This is a genomic window from Paenibacillus algorifonticola, from assembly GCF_050481745.1.
GTDB lineage: Bacteria > Bacillota > Bacilli > Paenibacillales > Paenibacillaceae > Pristimantibacillus > Pristimantibacillus algorifonticola_A.
This window is the reverse complement of the sequence record NZ_JBCNGR010000015.1, coordinates 135513-151877: the sequence shown is the minus strand read 5'-3', so window position 1 is coordinate 151877 and position 16365 is coordinate 135513. Positions and strand designations below refer to the sequence as shown.

Here is a 16365-nt window from a genome sequence, read left to right as displayed (position 1 = left end):
ACTTATTGGACAGCCCCTTTGCTGCTGCACTATTTTTCAATACCGTACTTGTGCTTCATCAACTCTTATAATTCCAGCAGCACGTAGCTGCCCATATAAAACAATTCAGCATCGTCATATTGATCAGGTACCTCTTCCCATACCATATCCCATGTGTCATCCAGCATTTCCGAATAATCAACCTCAGGGGAGAGGCGCAAAATAATTTGCTCCTGCCCGCTTTGCAAGAGCTTCTTCAATTCGATACGAAACTGCTTATTGGAAGTCACTTCGAGACCATTTTTCACATAGTAGTCGTACTTGTTGCTGTCGCCGGTATATTGGTCGAGCTCATCGTCCAGCCAATAAGAAACATCCTCTACATATTCCTCGTTAATGGCTGTCGCATCGCTCGCGTTATAGAGCATATAAGGAACATCTGAATTGGTCGCATTGTTGGTCGGATCGACGTTCAGCCATTCTTCGCCAATTTTGACCTTGTTCCACGCATGGGGAACGCCATCCAAATAGCCGGTTACGACAATCGTCTCCACGCCAGCGAGCTCGTTCAACAGCTTGTAGGTGTAGGCATAGCTCATGCAGACGCCGAGTTTATTGACCATAATGCCGTAGGTGCTGTAAGCATCATAAAACTCCGGGTCCACCTTGCGAAAATCGTATTTATACGCATTATCCAGCGCATCATCATCGTACACCGTCGTATCGTTCAAATAGTCATAAATCGCCAGCCGCTTTTCCTCGTCGCTCATTTCAGGCGTAATCGTGGCTGCAATAATGCGCTCGGCCTCCTGCATAATTTCCCGCTGCTTCGCGCGCATCTCCTTGACCGGATTCTCGTAGGACACATAAAGCGAAAGTGTGCGGTAATCGTAGCCGTAGCTTGCAAGCCCGATAATATATGGGTTTTGGTACATAACCTTCTCGACGACATCAATGAGAACCTCGGTATTTTGCGCTTCGGGAAAGGACATGAGCGAAATGTCTTCCTCTCCGGTCATCAAGTTGCGGGCCAAATATTCCTCTAGTGCCGAGTCGGCAGAAATAGTCAGCTTCTCCAGCAGCTTGTCGGTTGGAACTTTTGCTTTATCGCCCTTGGCGACGACCAGTCGCGTATTTTCGATTTGCCGATCAATCAGGTTGTCGGTAGTCGAAGCTGCTTTGGTATAGCGGGTAATAATCGTCGGCACATTGGCATCGGGTATAAAATAGGTCGTGTTTTCCGGCTGTACGTAGCCGGTATTCGCTGTATTATCGGCTTCTTCATCCTCGTCCTCATACCAGGAGGCTACATAATCAATATCCTCCTCTATGACGTCTTCAACCCAGACGACGCCTGTCAGCGCTGTGCCTTTAATGGAATAAGGAATGCGCAGGGGGCTGGACGGCTCAAGTGCAAGCTGATCCGTTTCATAGACGATGTCCTTAAAGCTGATCGAGCCATCCGTATGCTTTACCTCGACGCTGTATGGCAGATCATCTACGTACTCGTAGGTGTTGCCAAACAACTCTCCTTCATATTCGTCCACAACCTTCGTTGGAAGCTGGCTCGACACATCGGCCGTCACGACGGGAACGCTGAAGTTGGATTCCTTGCCGTTTGCAACGGCGGTAACATAGAAGTTGCCCTGTACACCGGTATTTTGCGCGAGTGTAAAGCTCTCGCCGCTATCCAGCACTATTTGGTCGGAAGTGGCATCGCCAAAAACGTCTAGCTCAGTTGCTTTGACCCGATCAATCAGAACAGGAGACTCCAAATAAAAAGCGGATTTTTTGCCGGGAGCGCTTGTTATGCCATCCGTTTTCCGAGCCTCTGGGAAGGTCTGGTACACCTTGTATTCGCTGACCCCGGTTATTTTATCCCAGACGAGCTTTAGCCTGCCATCCTCGCTAATTTCGTAGCTGAGATTCGGAACGGGCAGCTTGGACTGTACCGTGAATGGGATAATGAGCGGCTCCACCAGCTTTTGGGGTGTAGTAGAAGCCATGTCATAATTAATGCGGAGATAATAAATCGGCGCATTGCCCCAGCCTAATGGATCATAAGAGGAAGCGGAAGGAAGCGGCAGCACACCTGAATCCAGCGGCTCGACCGTAATCATGCTTTTGTTGCCCTCTACAGGGGTGACCCGGTTGAATGAAGCCATTTGGCTGGAGGGCAGCGCCTGCCGATCGGTATGAACGGTGATCGTGTCATCCCTTTTTAAAATGTCGAGTTGCGACAAATCGGATTGGAAATTAAACTCGAACTTCCTATCTTTTGCTACATTGTAGAGCGGCATGATCGATTTCTGGCTGGTTTCGCCGTATTTTTGCTTTAGCTGCTGCACGGATAGCTTCTCTGGCGTCTGCCAAGCATATTTAAGCAGCTTAATGCTGAAATTGAAGCCATTGGTTGCATCTGACATACAGCCCGTCAGCAGCAGGCACATGACCAGCAGGCTGAGCAGCATTTTTTTCATTTATTTAGCTCCTCAAATTGATATTCATATGAAAAGTTTACCTCGTTAAATATAATTGTTCAATCCATTTTTTCCAAAATGCTGTTGCTCAATGGATCAGTGGTATAATGGTGTTTTCAGGAAAATAGCTGTAGAAAAGGATTCATTCTACTATTTCTAATGTTGAGGAGTGCTGCAAATGTACGAATTAGCCCAAGTGGATTTTTATAAAGTAAAGCCGCTGCTTGAAGGTCATTTTCTGCAGCCCGAAATGGTTTCCGTCATTGAAGGAAATAACCCGGGCTGGATTTTTGTGGACAAAATGGATCAGCCGAGGACGGCTTTAGTATGGAGTAAGGGAATTCAAGGGTTCTATTTAATCGGCGACGATATGAATCCGGCATTTATTGCTGAACTGGACGATTATATTAATACTCATGTTGCGCCTAGGATGCGTGAGGCTGGACTAGATCATTTTGAATGTTCAGGTCAGCATGATAAATGGATGCTGGATGTAGTTTTTGCCTCCAGAAGCCTGCATCCGTTTGTGCAGCTCGTATTCAAGCTGTTACAAAAACCGTCAGCACCCAGCGCAAGCGGGATGAAGACCATTAATCTCAAAACAGACAATTGGCAAGATTTACCCTATTCGAATCTTGCATTTGTGAAAGATACGCTTGAGCTATTTTGGTCATCGATAGATCATTTTAAAGAAAAAGGGTATGGCTTTGCCGCGATAGATGGGTCGGAAATCATTGGCGTGTGTTACTCAAGTTTTGTAACCAAGGATACGCATGCGATAGGTATTGAAACCCTTCCCCAGCATCAGAAGAAGGGCGTTGGTACGCATTTGTCGAGTCTGGTCGTCAATGAAATTGCGGAAAATGGCTTTATGCCCTATTGGGACTGCTCATCAGATAATGAAGGCTCTCAAAAAGTGGCGCTGCGGATAGGATTAGAGCAGGTTCATCAATACCGTTGCAGCTCTTTTTCTATATAGACCATTGATGCTGGCCAGACGGTCAGCATTTTTAGCCTCTCCATCAATAAATCCCTGATGAATCTCCTTAATAAAAGGTGAAAAACGTACTTTTCAGCCTGCTTATTCTATTTTTGAAAGCGGCCGGCCGGAATTGAACAAAAAATTAAACGACTGGCATAAATAATCCCATTGTGTAGCGGGGCGCTATGCTATTTAATTATTACGAACCAATGAAAACGCATACATTTAGGAGGGGGAACATGAAACGAAGAAAAATAGCAGCGGTGCTGCTGGTTGCAGCCATGCTGCTCAGCACGCTGACGGGGCTAGCGCCACGAGCGGTTTGGGCAACTGAGGAGGAGCCTGTCTTTTCGGATGAAGGAGTGTCGGCAGCGGAGGCGGTGTACCAGCCCGGCCTGATTTTACACTATGATATGAAGACGACGGCGACCGATGCAGGGCAGACGATTGTGAAAAATGTAGCTGGCGGAACAGGCGCGTATGACGGCATTTTCCGCAATCCGTCGAACGGTCAGCTTGTAGCGGATGGCTCTGCCGGCTCTGCCGGCTTTGCTGGCTTTAACGGAGGCGCCGCATCAGCGAACAGCGGCTATATTGAAATACCGAAAGGCGCAGGCGGTGAGGATCTGCTGAGCGGCTTAACCGATGTCACGATTTCCTCGCTCGTCAACTGGGAGGATGACGGCACGAACCGCTGGATATTCGGATTTGGGGCAACGACGAGCGACCCCGAGAACGGCAACAAATATTTGTTTGCTACGCCGCGTCATGGCAGCACAGGCAATTACGCTGCTGCGGGCATATCGAAAAGCGGCTGGCGCAATGAAGCGATTTGGAAAGGCACTACCTCGCTTGCAGCCGGAGCCTGGAAGCAGGTTACGGTCGTATTCTCCGGTGCAGCGGATACGATAACGCTGTATGTGGACGGCGTGAAGGCCGCCTCCGGCTCGGCGAGAGGCATTAAGCTTGCCGATATTATAGCGACAGGGACGAATTATTCCGGTTATATTGGCAAGTCTATTTTTGCGGGAGATGCATTCTATCGCGGCTTGGTAGGCGACTTCCGCGTCTACAATTATGCGCTGAACGAGCAGCAGGCGTCTGAGCTGTATACGCAGACTGCCAGCACAATTGCGAATCTCAAGCAGCTTGTACTGACAGCAGCGGCGGATGCACTAGTTCCAGCGGCGATGCTTGCCTCAGGCGATGTGAGCGCTGATGCGGTTACGAAAAATCTGACGCTGCCAGCAGCGGGGCGAAATGGCGTAGCGATTGCATGGAGCTCCAGCGATGCGTCCGTCATCGCTGCAGATGGAAAGGTGACGCGGCCAGCGGTGTCAGAAGCGGATAAGCCGGTGCAGCTAACGGCGAGCCTGACGTATCAGGGGCTTTCCATGCAGCGAGTGCTGAGCTTTAAAGTATTGAAGGAACTTTCTGAAAGCGCTATCACCGAGGCGGATGCGGCGGCGCTAATCATCCGTAATCCAGATCAGGTTAAGGGCAATTTGACGCTGCCTCAGCTTGGAGGGAACGGCTCCAGCATCGAGTGGGAATCGAGTGACCCGGCGGTAGTGAAAGGCTTGGCGCAGGCAGCGGGCGATGCGGCGCAGCTGGGCAGAGTGCTTCGTCCTGTGGACATGGATGCTGCTGTTACACTGAAGGCCACGGTGAAAAAAGGCAGTGCAAGCGCGGAGCGGCTGTTCCAGCTGACCGTGAAGCAGGCTCCGCCGAGCCTTGATTATGACGCGTATTTCTTTGCTTATTTTACCGGGGAATATGAGGGAGGAGAAGAAATTTCCTTTGCGACAGCCGAAGACCCGCTCAAGTGGCGGGCGCTGAATAATGGCCAGTCGATTATTCAATCGACGCTTGGCGAGAAGGGGCTGCGCGATCCTTTCATTATGCGCTCGCATGAGGGGGATAAGTTTTATTTGTTGGCGACGGATTTGCGCATGGGGGAAAGCACGAATTTTGACCAGGCACAAATAACGGGCAGCCATTCGATTATGATTTGGGAATCCGACGATCTCGTCAACTGGAGCGAGCAGCGCATGGTCGAGGTCGCGCCGAAAAACGGCGGCAACACATGGGCGCCGGAGGCGATCTATGATGAGAAGACCGGACAATATGTTGTATTCTGGGCTTCTTCAATGAAGGCTGCTGATACGTATGGCAAATATGCCAGCGGCCGCCCATCAGGGCAATACAATGTCATGTATTACGCGACGACGCGGGATTTCTATACCTTCTCCGAGCCAAAGGTGTATATGGATGAAGCGTTCCCGACAATTGATACGACGATGCTGCAGAAGGGCAATGACCTGTATCGTTTTACGAAATCGGAAATCGGCTACAAGGTGTATTACGAGAAGGCAGCAAACGTCTTTGACGATGTGGATGGCATTGCAGCCAATGGCTATCAGTTCGCGGCGATTGCCGGAACGAAAAATGGCAACCAGGGACGAATCGGGCATGGCGGCAACAACGAAGGGCCAACCGTATTCAAGGATATTCGGGAGGATAAATGGTATATGTTCCTCGATTCCTGGCCGTATCATGTACGCGTCTCCAGCAATCTGGAGGACGGGGCACAGTTCAGGGATAACCTGCTCGCTGCTGATCAATATGCCCTGCCGCCAGGGCCGCGCCACGGCACGGTCATTCCGGTGACGCGGGCGGAATATGATGCGCTGCAAGCGAAATACGGCTTGTCCGGTCCAGCGGAGAAGGAGCAGCCAGTGGTGCATTATACATTCGACAGCAGCAGCATAACTGGCACGCTTGTGCAGGATATGTCCGGGCAGGGGCACAATGCGACGCTCGTTGGCGGAGCTACCATTAACGAGTCGGATAAAATAGGCAGCTCTGGCAGCTCGATAGAGCTGGATGGCACAACCGGCTATGTAAAGCTGCCGGAAAATCTGGTGCGTGATTTAAATTTGGAGAAGACGACGATCGCCACTTGGGTGAAGGCGGATCAGAACAAGCTGAACCAGCGGATTTTCGACTTTGCTTCGGATACGGGCAGAGCGGCTAACCGCAATACGATGTATTTGAGCACGACAGGTGATACTGGCGGCCTTGAATTTGCTATCGTGACGCCATTTACGGAGAAATTCGCAAGCGATTCGACGCTGCTTGGCGCGAGCTATAAATATGCGCTTCGCGCAGCGACGCCAGCGGCAAATGCTTGGCATCATGTAGCCGTATCCATCGACGGATTTGAGGCGGTCATGTATGTGGACGGAAAAGAAGTGTCGCGCAGCAGCACCTTTAACGTAGAGCCGCGCATGCTGCTGCAGACTACGATGAACGATATAGGCAAATCCCGAAATGCGAGCCACGGCTTGTTTGACGGCAAGCTTGACGATTTCCGCATTTACAATCGGGCGCTGACGAAGGAGCAGGTTGCTGCGCTTGCAGCGGACATGCCGGAAACGCCGGGAGGCGGCGAGCAGCCGGAAACGCCGAAGGCGATCGTCCATTATGATATGGGGCAAGTGGATGGCACGACGGTGAAGGATTTGGCTGGAAGCTTCAACGGCACTTGGGTCAATTCGCAAAATGCAGAGCGGATTCATGCTGGGCAGACGGGCGTTATCAGCTTCCCAGGCGGCACGACCAGCTCCTATATTGAGCTGCCAAAAGGGTTGACCGATGGCCTGACCGATACGACGGTATCCATGCTGATGAACTGGAGCGGCAAGGCTGGGGCCGAATGGGCTTTCGCAATAGGGCAGAACAGCACCAAATATATGTATTTTACACCGCGCTATAATACATCGGCGGCGAATGCACGTGCGGGCATGGCGACAAATTCATGGAACAACGAGGTAGCGGCGCAGCACACAGCTGGTCTGACGACCAATCAGTGGAAGCTGGTAACAGCGGTTTTATCTGAAAAGGAGCAGACGCTAACGCTTTATATTGACGGCGTAATGGTAGGAGCAACGCCAACAGGCGGCAAAACAATGGCACAGATTCAAAATGCAGGCGGCATTAGCGGTTATATCGGCAAATCTTTTTATGCAAACGATCCTTATTTTGGAGGGATGATTGCTGATTTTAAAATGTTCAACAGCGCTTTGAGTGGAGCAGAGGTCGGGCTGCTTCAGCAGGAGGCAGCAGCGAAGATTACCGCGCTTGATGGGCTCACGCTGGAATATGCGGCGAACCAGCTGGATTTCAGCGCTTTTCTGAACGGAAATGCGAGCAAGGACAGCATTCGCACGAATTTGAAGCTTCCGGCAAGCGGCGGACATGGTACGACGATCACTTGGGTGTCTGGCACGCCGAGCGTCATATCGAATACGGGTGCTGTCACGCGTCCTGCGAGCGAAGCAGGCAACCAGAGCGTCATGCTGACGGCTACGATTACAGATGGAGCCAAATCGGTGACTCGCAGCTTCACGGTCATCGTGGAGAAGGATGCGAGCCTCATGGAGAAGGCGCTGTTGGATGCGCAAAGCCTAATCGTCCATAACGTGGCCGATGTTCGCAGTCATTTGACGCTGCCGGTGAAGGGGGCAAGCGGATCAGCGATTGCTTGGACCAGCGAGAAGCCTGATGTCATCACGGCAACAGGGGAGGTTACACGTCCCGCACATGGCGCTCAGGACGCTACCGTTAAGCTGACCGCCATCATTACGAATGGTGCAACCTCGATTTCGAAGGCGTTCATAGCGACGGTGAAGCCGCTGCCTGCACCAGCCGACTATAAGGGCTATGCGTTCACCTATTTTACGGGGGAAGGTTCTGCGAGCGGCGAGCAAATATATTTTGCACTTAGCAAAGGTAATGATGCGCTGCATTGGCAGGAGCTGAATGGCGGACTGCCAGCAATTACATCAAATTTAGGTGAAAAAGGTTTGCGGGATCCGTTTATTATCCGTTCCCCAGAGGGCGACAAATTTTATCTAATCGCAACCGATTTGAAAATATACGGCAATGGCGATTGGGGTGCCGCCCAGTCGAGCGGAAGCCGCTCAATTATGGTATGGGAATCGACCGATCTTGTGAATTGGTCGAACCAGCGAATGGTAGAGGTATCTCCGCCGGAAGCCGGGAATACTTGGGCTCCTGAGGCATTTTATGACGAGAAGACAGGAGAATACGCTGTATTTTGGGCATCGAAAATGTATGAGGACGAGAGTCACAGCGTAGGCACGCATCAGCGCATGATGGTCGCTAAAACGCGCGACTTCTATACGTTCTCGGAGCCGGTCGAGTATATGAACGATGGTTATTCGATTATTGATACGACGATGATTGGACATGATGGCAAAGTATATCGTTTTACAAAGGATGAGCGCAGCACTAGCAGTGCGACGCCGAATGGAAAGTTTATTTTTCAGGAGTCAGGCAGCAGTGTCTTTGATAGCAGCTTTAAGCTGATCAAGGAGGGTATTGGGCGTGGACAAATTGGCCAGGGGGAAGGCCCGACCATATTCAAGTCCAATACAGAGGAAAAATGGTATATGTTCATCGATGAATTTGGCGGCAGAGGCTATGTGCCGTTTGAGACAACGGATCTCGGTTCAGGCGAATGGAAAATATCGACGAATTATGAGCTTCCGTCGCGGCCGCGCCATGGCACGGTCATTCCAGTGACGCAAGCGGAATATGACCGCCTGCTTGTAAGCGTACCGAAGGCTGGGCAATCCGAGTCTGGAACGAAAGTAACCGGTGTACAGCTTGCGCCTTCAGCGCTTGCACTGAAAACAGAGGAAGGAGCGCAATTGGCGGCAAATGTCGCGCCTCTGGCTGCGACGAATAGATCTGTCGTCTGGTCGAGCAGTAATCCAGCTGTAGCAATGGTGGATGCAGCAGGTTATGTGCGTGGGGTTGGAGAAGGTACCGCCTATATTAGCGTGGCAACCGTAGATGGCGGATTTATCGCCGTATCGGCAGTGACGGTAACCGCAGGCGAAGATAACGGTGGTGAAACACCGACACCGACACCAACACCGACGCCTAGTCCAACACCAGCACAACCGACACCAACCATACCAAGCCCAAGTCCAACACCAACCATACCGGGCTCGACGACTGGTCCAACACCGACGCCGGTCATATCGATTCCGTCGACGGCACCGGGTACGACGCCAACGATACCGAGTCCAAAGCCGAGTACGGCACCTAGCACACCACCATCTGGCGCTTTTAGCGATACAGCGAACCATTGGGCGAGCGCTTCGATTGCAAAGCTGACGGAAAAAGGACTGATGAAGGGTTATCCGGACGGCAGCTTCAAGCCGAATGCCGCGATGAGCCGCGCTGAATTTGTGACGGTCATCTATCGCATGCTTGGTCTAGACACTGCTGCTGCTGGATCATCTGCATCCTTCAGCGATGTAGGAGCAGATGCTTGGTACAGCGGAGCGGTTCATGCCTTGCGCGAAGCGGGAGTCGTTAGCGGCGATGCCGCAGGCACATTCAGGCCTAACGATTCCATTACGCGGGAGGAAGCTTTTGTGCTCGTATACCGCATCGTGAAGGAAAAGCTAGCGCTCAGTGGTACTAGCGATGAACCTTTATTCACTGATGATGCTGCGATTTCAGAATGGGCGAAGGAGGCGATAGCTGCTTTGTCCGCAGCAAATGTACTGACTGGCTACGATGATGGCACGCTCAAACCGGACGGCAGCATTACTCGAGCGGAAGTCACGACGATTTTGGCGGCATTCGTAGAATGAGCAATGGATGCTAGCTGAAAAACCAGCGAAATAAAAATACGGCGGAAGCTCCCGAATGTTTGCCCGGGAGCCTCCGCCGTTTTATTTTCAGAAACGCGTACCGCTGAAAATTCCTCGAATAATTGTAGAGTTCAGTATATTACTACTATGGCGAAACTTCCGCTGCTAGACATCGCTTTTCACAAAGAGGTACAATTTAAAACAGATCCTTTATGCTCGCAGCATAAAGGTCTACAAGAGAGGATGGCGACGAATGCCTAATTCAAATTATTTATTTGGACAAGCCCTTGTCAAATCGCTGGTGGGGGAACGCGGTCATATTCGCATCGCCCGTGCTTTGCCTGACATCGCTGCCGAGTTGGCGGGACGAGTGCACCAAGATATGCCTTACAGCATCTATCAGCTGTTGAAACATATGCATTACTGGCAGCATTTCATGCTGGAGCATTTGGAAGGACGGAAGCCGCAGCTTCCCGCAAGTGTCATGGAGAGCTGGCCTGAAGAGACTGGCCCGCAGGATGAGCTGACATGGCAGGCGGATATTCAGGCCTTTCTGGATGGAGTCGACCAAGCGGTAGCTATTGCCGAAACCGCGCAGCTGGATGAGCCGCTTCTGTATTTTCCCGGCGAGACCAAGGCGGGGCTGCTGCGCAATATTGCATCCCACAATTCGTACCATCTGGGCGAAATTGTGCTGCTGCGCCGCTTCTATGGTGCTTGGCCGCCCCCAGGAGGGGGATTTCCGGCGTAGCGGACAGAGACACCCTTTTACAGTTGCTTAGGGGCATAGGGGCAAACGCTATTAATATTAGCAGCCCCTAGCCCGTTATTTTGTGACCTCAGTAAATAATGCAGCGACAGTAGCGGCGAGCTGTTCAGAGGCAAGCTCCAGCTGAAGGCCAATTTTCCCGGCGCTGACGACGATCGTCTCCTGCAGCTCAGCGCTGCTGTCGATAAAGGTAGGATACCGCTTTTTCATGCCAATTGGAGAACAGCCGCCGCGTATGTAGCCCGTCCACTTTTGCAAATCCTTCACTGGAAGCATTTCAAGCTTCTTCTCCCCGGCCGCTTTGGCCGCTTTCTTCATATCCAGCTCAGCCCCAACGGGAATGACAAAAATGTAAAGGCTGTTTCCGCTATGCGTGACCAGCGTTTTGAACACACAATCCGGCGCTTTTCCAATTTTCTCAGCTACAGCACTGCCGTGGATTTTCCCATCCTCGTTATCATAGGTGTGCACCTCATAAGAAATATGGTCGGCGTCCAGCTTTCGCATGGCATTGGTTTTGGTTACTTGCATGTTTTATTCTCCTTGTATGTAGAAATCGATGTATTTCATGAGCTGGGCTGCGCCTTTAAACTGAAGGATAAGCTTTTCGTTTAAACTTTGGAGGGCAAGCTGAAACGCTTGATCGACTTTTGAATAGCTCTGCAGCTCAAAGGCTTTTAAGAGCTCCTTCATATTTTCGATATAATAAACGGTTTTTCTTAAGCTGCTAATGACGAGTATTTTTCTTAATTCAGGTACGGTGAAAATGCGATAGCCATTTTCTTTATCTCTTTCGGATTGAATCAGTCCCTCTTTTTCCCAATGCCTAATTGCGGAAGTATTCACCCCGGCTATTTCGGCAACTTTGCCAATTGTCATCGTGTTCGTCATTTTAACATTTCGATACTTGCTAAAATCAGCATTTTTAATGAGAGCAAGAATCTCCTCAACTCTTTGTTTTTCTACTTGATTGATGTACAACTGGTTATTCACCAACCAGAGTGCCTGAATCCGATCTCCGGTTTTTATTTTTCGCATGACCTCATAAACCACGGGTATATCATAGCCTTGCAATAAAGAGCGAATCGTTATAAAAGCTTGAAAATGTATGGGCATATAGTATCTATGGTTGCCTATTGTTCGCGGTACATCAGGAAGCAGGCCCTGCTCTTCATATCTTCTTAAAGTAGTCGTACTTACGTTCAATTCATCGGCAATTTGTACAGGGGTAAATGTATTTTGCATGCTCCTGCTCCTCATTAAAGTAAAACCTTCAAGTGCTACAATAATATATTAATGTCAGATCCGTAATCCTATCGCTGCTTCCTCATGCTGAACCGGAATATTGCATGAATGTTGTATGGTAATAGTATAAACGGATTAGGAGTGATAATCATGAAAAAAAACGTAACCTTAAATGACGGTTCAAAAGTGGAGGTTGGTCTGACCGGGAATCCTTCTGGCAAAGTCATTATGCTGCCAATAGCAAAAAAATCGGTTTATGGTCAAGAAGCCGAAAGCTTAAAAATGTGGGGAGTAGATCCTGAACTAGGGAAAAATTTTATCGACGGACTTTCCGATGAGTTCCAGGTTTTGTATTTTAATTTTGAAGGCCACCTTTTTGAAAATCCTCAACCGGATCATCTCACGCCTGAAAATATAACAAAGGATTTCTTGCTCATAGCCGATGAAATGAAGGTAGCTACCTTTAGTTATTATGGCTACTCATGGCTCGCTTTAGTTGGATTGCAACTGGCTATTCGAACGAACAGATTGGAAAGCTTGATTATGGGGGGATTTCCGCCATACAAAGGACCCTATAAAGAAATGATGATCGTAACCGAAAAGACTCATGAGCAAGCCTTGAATAATCCAGGCATCTCTAAGGAGCAATTTGAAGAAAATACGACTCCTGAAGAAATAGATTGGAATAATATCCAAATCAAACTCGATCCAAAGCAAACCAAGCAATTTCTCACAATGTATAAAAATTTAATGGATTTTGATGATACAACCATTCATTATGAGTCGGACTGCCCTAAACTAACCTTCGCTGGGGAAAAGGACACGATTGTTTATGGCGAAAACTTTGGCAGTGTTACGGTTGATATGATTGGTTTATTGCAAAAAAATAAACAGCAATTAGAGCAATTGGGTTGGGATGTCGCTATTCTCGAAGGAAAAGACATGGATCATACAAAAGTGATGCAGCCTAATGTTGTTCTGCCCTTGATCAAGCCTTGGTTAATGGATCATTTATAGGTTTGAGCAATATTCACAGCTATGTAGGCTCACGTCATTTGTCTGTGATAAAATCACTGTCCACGACGTGAGCGTTTGATGGTTCTTTTCTATATTTAATTATCTATCTACCGATCTGGAATAACAAACGACACGGTTGTTCCTTCATTAACGCTGCTCACGATCGACAAGCCTTGGCCATACAGCTGCTGCAATCGGCGATTCGTATTAGGGATGCCAATTCCAGCTTTTTCACTCAGAGCAGCATTTTGCAATTGAGCGACCTTCTCCTGCTCCATTCCCTTGCCGTCATCTTTTACTTCAATAAGGGTGAAGCCCTCCCGGCGAGTGATGGAAAGCTGAATCGTACCGCCTGTGTTTCGGCTGAGGAGACCGTGCTTGACCCCGTTTTCGATCAGCGGCTGAATAGAGAGCGGGGGCAGCAGCAGACGGATGCCCGGCTCCACCTCCCATTTTATTGATAGTCGATTCCCGAACCGCGTTTTTTCGATATATAGATAGGCTTCGACGAGCGCGAGCTCATGAGACAGCTCTACTAACTCTCCGGTATTCAGATAATCAAAGCTAATCCGTAAAAAGGACGAGAAAGCCTCACCCAGCTTGCGCATGCTTTCCGTATCAATATCACTTAACGCCATTAACGAATTAAGGGTGTTGAATAGGAAGTGGGGCTGGATTTGTGCTTGCAAATAGGCGGCCTCCATACGCAGACGCTCATTAATGGATTGCTTTAGCGCTATCAATGCTCTGATCCGATATTTTAACTCCAGAGCATCTACGGGCTTCGTCACGTAATCGCTTGCTCCCGCTGAAAATCCAGTGTAAATGTCGGCTCGCTGGCTGCGTGCGGTTAGAAGCAATACGGGCAGCTCCGACATGGAAAACTGCTCTCTTACTTTCTGCGTTAATTCATAGCCGGACATTTGTGGCATCATGACGTCAGCGATCAGCAAATCCCACTGCCGTGTCACAAGCAATTGCAGCGCTTCCCTGCCGGAACGGGCGGTTGTAAGGGTGTACGGCTCGGTCGAAAGAATGCTCGCAAGGACATTCAGATTAATCGGATCGTCGTCAACGGCAAGAATGTGGGCGTACTCTTCCTTAAGCAGCGGCGCAAGTGTGGCGGCGGCCTCTATTTCCCCTGAGAAATGATGCGGGAGCAGGAAGCCAGCGGGCGTCTCCTCCATGATTTCTGGCGCTTGTCCAGAAGTTTTCGGGAGCTGCGCCAGCGGAAGCTTGGCCTCATCTGCCAAAGGCAGATTAAAGCTGAATACAGAGCCCTTGCCCAATTCAGAGCGAACCGTCAATGCTCCGCCGTGCAGCTCGACAAGCTGCTTGCAAATGCTTAAACCCAGTCCAATGCCTTGCCCATGGCTTATTCCAAAAGAACCTTGCTCATAAGGGAGAAAAATTTTCTCTTGCGTTTCTTTATCTATACCGAGTCCTGTATCGGAAATATGAATAATCGCTTGCTTGTCTCTCATTTCGGCCGAGATGACAATGCTTCCTTCCTCTGTATACTTGAGCGCATTATGCAGCAGGTTATATAAAATTTGAACGAGCCGCTTCTCATCAGCCATAACCAAGGGCAGTGCTTCAGGCATATCGATATGAAGCTCAATGGGCTTGCGTTCTTTCATGAATTGCAGCATGGCCACAACACCAGGTGCGATAGACTGAATGCTGAGAGGCTCCCGCTGCAAAACGATACGTTGATCCTGAAGCTGCGTGACATCGAGAAGATCGCCAAGCAGCTGTGACATCCGCCTGCTGATCGTAATGAGGAGCTGCATGTCCTCAAGGCTGCTTTTCTCAAGCCTGGACTTCTCTTTGGTGACCACGTTGTAAGCAATATTCATAATGCCATGCAGTGGGGTGCGGAGCTCATGAGACGTATTAGCCAAAAATTGGTCTTTAATTTTATCCGCTTTTTGCAGCTGCTTGTTCAAGTTTCTGTTTTCTATCGCATTTCGAAAATATTTTTTAAACCAATAAGTCGAGAAGCCAATAATGGCAAAAATAATGTCGAGGGGATAGTAGACAGTGGTAACATCTCTTATATTCTCAGCCATACTCCATAATAAATTGGACAAAATGCCTGCTGCAGACAACAGCAAGAAAATGATGTCATTATCTTTATTTTTTTGCAAAATCATCGTTCCTACTATGTAGATAAACCAGGCGAATGAGATGAAATTTATCGTATTCAATATATTGAAATGAATAAATCCATAAAGGATAGAGACTGGCGAAATTAGAAAAATGACGGTAAGGACAACGATGGCCGCATTGTACGTGCGGAACCAGTTCTCCCGCAGTGGGGCGGCGTTGAAGCTTTTGAAAAGCAGCAGCAGGAACACATTTTGCCACAGCAGAGCGATTAGTCTAATCTTGATCGCCCATGTATAGTTGAACGGTAGCCACAATAAAAGTATATTGTCGTGACCAATTAGAATGATAATGCCAACAGATAACGTTAATAGCGCCGCGAACAACAAGGTCTTCTCTTGCGGACTGAATAGGTAGAGAATGCAAGCATATGCGCAATGAAGCAGCAGAATAAGAAAAATGAGCATTTGAAACCCAATCGAGTACCAGCGTACAAAATCAATAGTGTCCGCACTGCCAAAGCGAATCGGTGTTAAAATTCCGCCCTTATAAGGGCTGTCAAAATTGGCTGCACGAATGACTAATTCGATCGTTGTCGCTCCTTCAACGCCATACGTAGAGGTGAAAGAGGTGCTTTTTGGCGTATATTCATAGGCAGAGTCGGCAAGCTTTCCCATGCCCCCAGTATCTTTTCCGTTAAGTTCAATTTTTGATGCCGCCTGAATGTTTCTAAACCAGAATGAAACAGGAGTCTGAAGCGGATCAATCAAAATGCGAAGATGATACGTTCCATATCCGTACGAGTTGTTAGAATGGTGCGGCAGCGCACTGCTCCAATCGCCTGGAACAACAACGTAGCTTGCATCGGATTCCGTCTCCCAAAGCTCGCTGCCCGTTAGAAACTTTTCGGGATAAAACTTCCATTCTCCATTCAAATTAAGCACGGGGGAACCTTCCAAATCGATACCGCGAAGGTCAAGTACACCGCCAACAGCATGCGGTTGCTGGTCAGCCATGGGAAAAAGGACAGACCATGCCCATCTCATGCTAACTAATGCAGCAAAAATTAAAAGCATGATCGTTATATAT

8 protein-coding genes are annotated in these 16365 nt (G+C 49.1%); 4 read left to right on the top strand and 4 right to left on the bottom strand.

What is annotated here, in order from left to right; genetic code table 11:
• Nucleotides 1-65: 65 nt before the first annotated feature.
• Nucleotides 66-2459 (bottom strand): transglutaminase domain-containing protein, encoded by a 2394-nt coding sequence (locus ABEW34_RS15220; RefSeq protein WP_430160046.1) that lies wholly within the window; start codon nt 2457-2459, stop codon nt 66-68.
• Between the two features lie 178 nt (nt 2460-2637).
• On the opposite strand from ABEW34_RS15220, the gene ABEW34_RS15215 reads away from it, so the two are divergent.
• The 3 genes from ABEW34_RS15215 to ABEW34_RS15205 all read left to right on the top strand — a co-directional run bounded on the left by ABEW34_RS15215 (nt 2638) and on the right by ABEW34_RS15205 (nt 10887).
• A complete protein-coding gene (locus ABEW34_RS15215; protein ID WP_430160045.1) occupies nt 2638-3438 on the top strand; it encodes a GNAT family N-acetyltransferase in 801 nt (266 codons plus the stop codon).
• A gap of 242 nt (nt 3439-3680) precedes the next feature.
• A complete protein-coding gene (locus ABEW34_RS15210; protein ID WP_430160044.1) occupies nt 3681-10136 on the top strand; it encodes an immunoglobulin-like domain-containing protein in 6456 nt (2151 codons plus the stop codon).
• A 253-nt stretch (nt 10137-10389) separates the two neighbouring features.
• Nucleotides 10390-10887, top strand: coding sequence for a DinB family protein (locus tag ABEW34_RS15205; RefSeq protein ID WP_430160043.1), 498 nt, complete (start codon nt 10390-10392; stop codon nt 10885-10887).
• 75 nt (nt 10888-10962) lie between these two features.
• Here the strand turns inward: ABEW34_RS15205 and ybaK are convergent, their stop codons facing one another.
• Entirely contained in the window at nt 10963-11436 is a 474-nt protein-coding gene (ybaK, locus tag ABEW34_RS15200; protein WP_430160042.1) for a Cys-tRNA(Pro) deacylase, read from the bottom strand.
• A 3-nt stretch (nt 11437-11439) separates the two neighbouring features.
• On the bottom strand, nt 11440-12150 hold the full coding sequence (locus ABEW34_RS15195) for a MerR family DNA-binding transcriptional regulator (RefSeq protein WP_430160041.1): 711 nt from the start codon (nt 12148-12150) through the stop codon (nt 11440-11442).
• Between the two features lie 150 nt (nt 12151-12300).
• Between ABEW34_RS15195 and ABEW34_RS15190 the strand changes: the two genes are divergently transcribed.
• Nucleotides 12301-13167, top strand: coding sequence for an alpha/beta fold hydrolase (locus ABEW34_RS15190; RefSeq protein ID WP_430160040.1), 867 nt, complete (start codon nt 12301-12303; stop codon nt 13165-13167).
• A 107-nt stretch (nt 13168-13274) separates the two neighbouring features.
• On the opposite strand, the gene ABEW34_RS15185 is transcribed toward ABEW34_RS15190, so the two are convergent.
• Entirely contained in the window at nt 13275-16292 is a 3018-nt protein-coding gene (locus ABEW34_RS15185; protein ID WP_430160039.1) for an ATP-binding protein, read from the bottom strand.
• Nucleotides 16293-16365 lie beyond the last annotated feature (73 nt).

Coding starts and splice junctions, on each gene's coding strand:
- ABEW34_RS15220 (WP_430160046.1), bottom strand. CDS start 2,459: ATGAAAAAAATGCTGCTCAGCCTGCTGGTCATGTGCCTGCTGCTGACG.
- ABEW34_RS15215 (WP_430160045.1), top strand. CDS start 2,638: ATGTACGAATTAGCCCAAGTGGATTTTTATAAAGTAAAGCCGCTGCTT.
- ABEW34_RS15210 (WP_430160044.1), top strand. CDS start 3,681: ATGAAACGAAGAAAAATAGCAGCGGTGCTGCTGGTTGCAGCCATGCTG.
- ABEW34_RS15205 (WP_430160043.1), top strand. CDS start 10,390: ATGCCTAATTCAAATTATTTATTTGGACAAGCCCTTGTCAAATCGCTG.
- ybaK (WP_430160042.1), bottom strand. CDS start 11,436: ATGCAAGTAACCAAAACCAATGCCATGCGAAAGCTGGACGCCGACCAT.
- ABEW34_RS15195 (WP_430160041.1), bottom strand. CDS start 12,150: ATGCAAAATACATTTACCCCTGTACAAATTGCCGATGAATTGAACGTA.
- ABEW34_RS15190 (WP_430160040.1), top strand. CDS start 12,301: ATGAAAAAAAACGTAACCTTAAATGACGGTTCAAAAGTGGAGGTTGGT.
- ABEW34_RS15185 (WP_430160039.1), bottom strand. CDS start 16,292: ATGGCTGACCAGCAACCGCATGCTGTTGGCGGTGTACTTGACCTTCGC.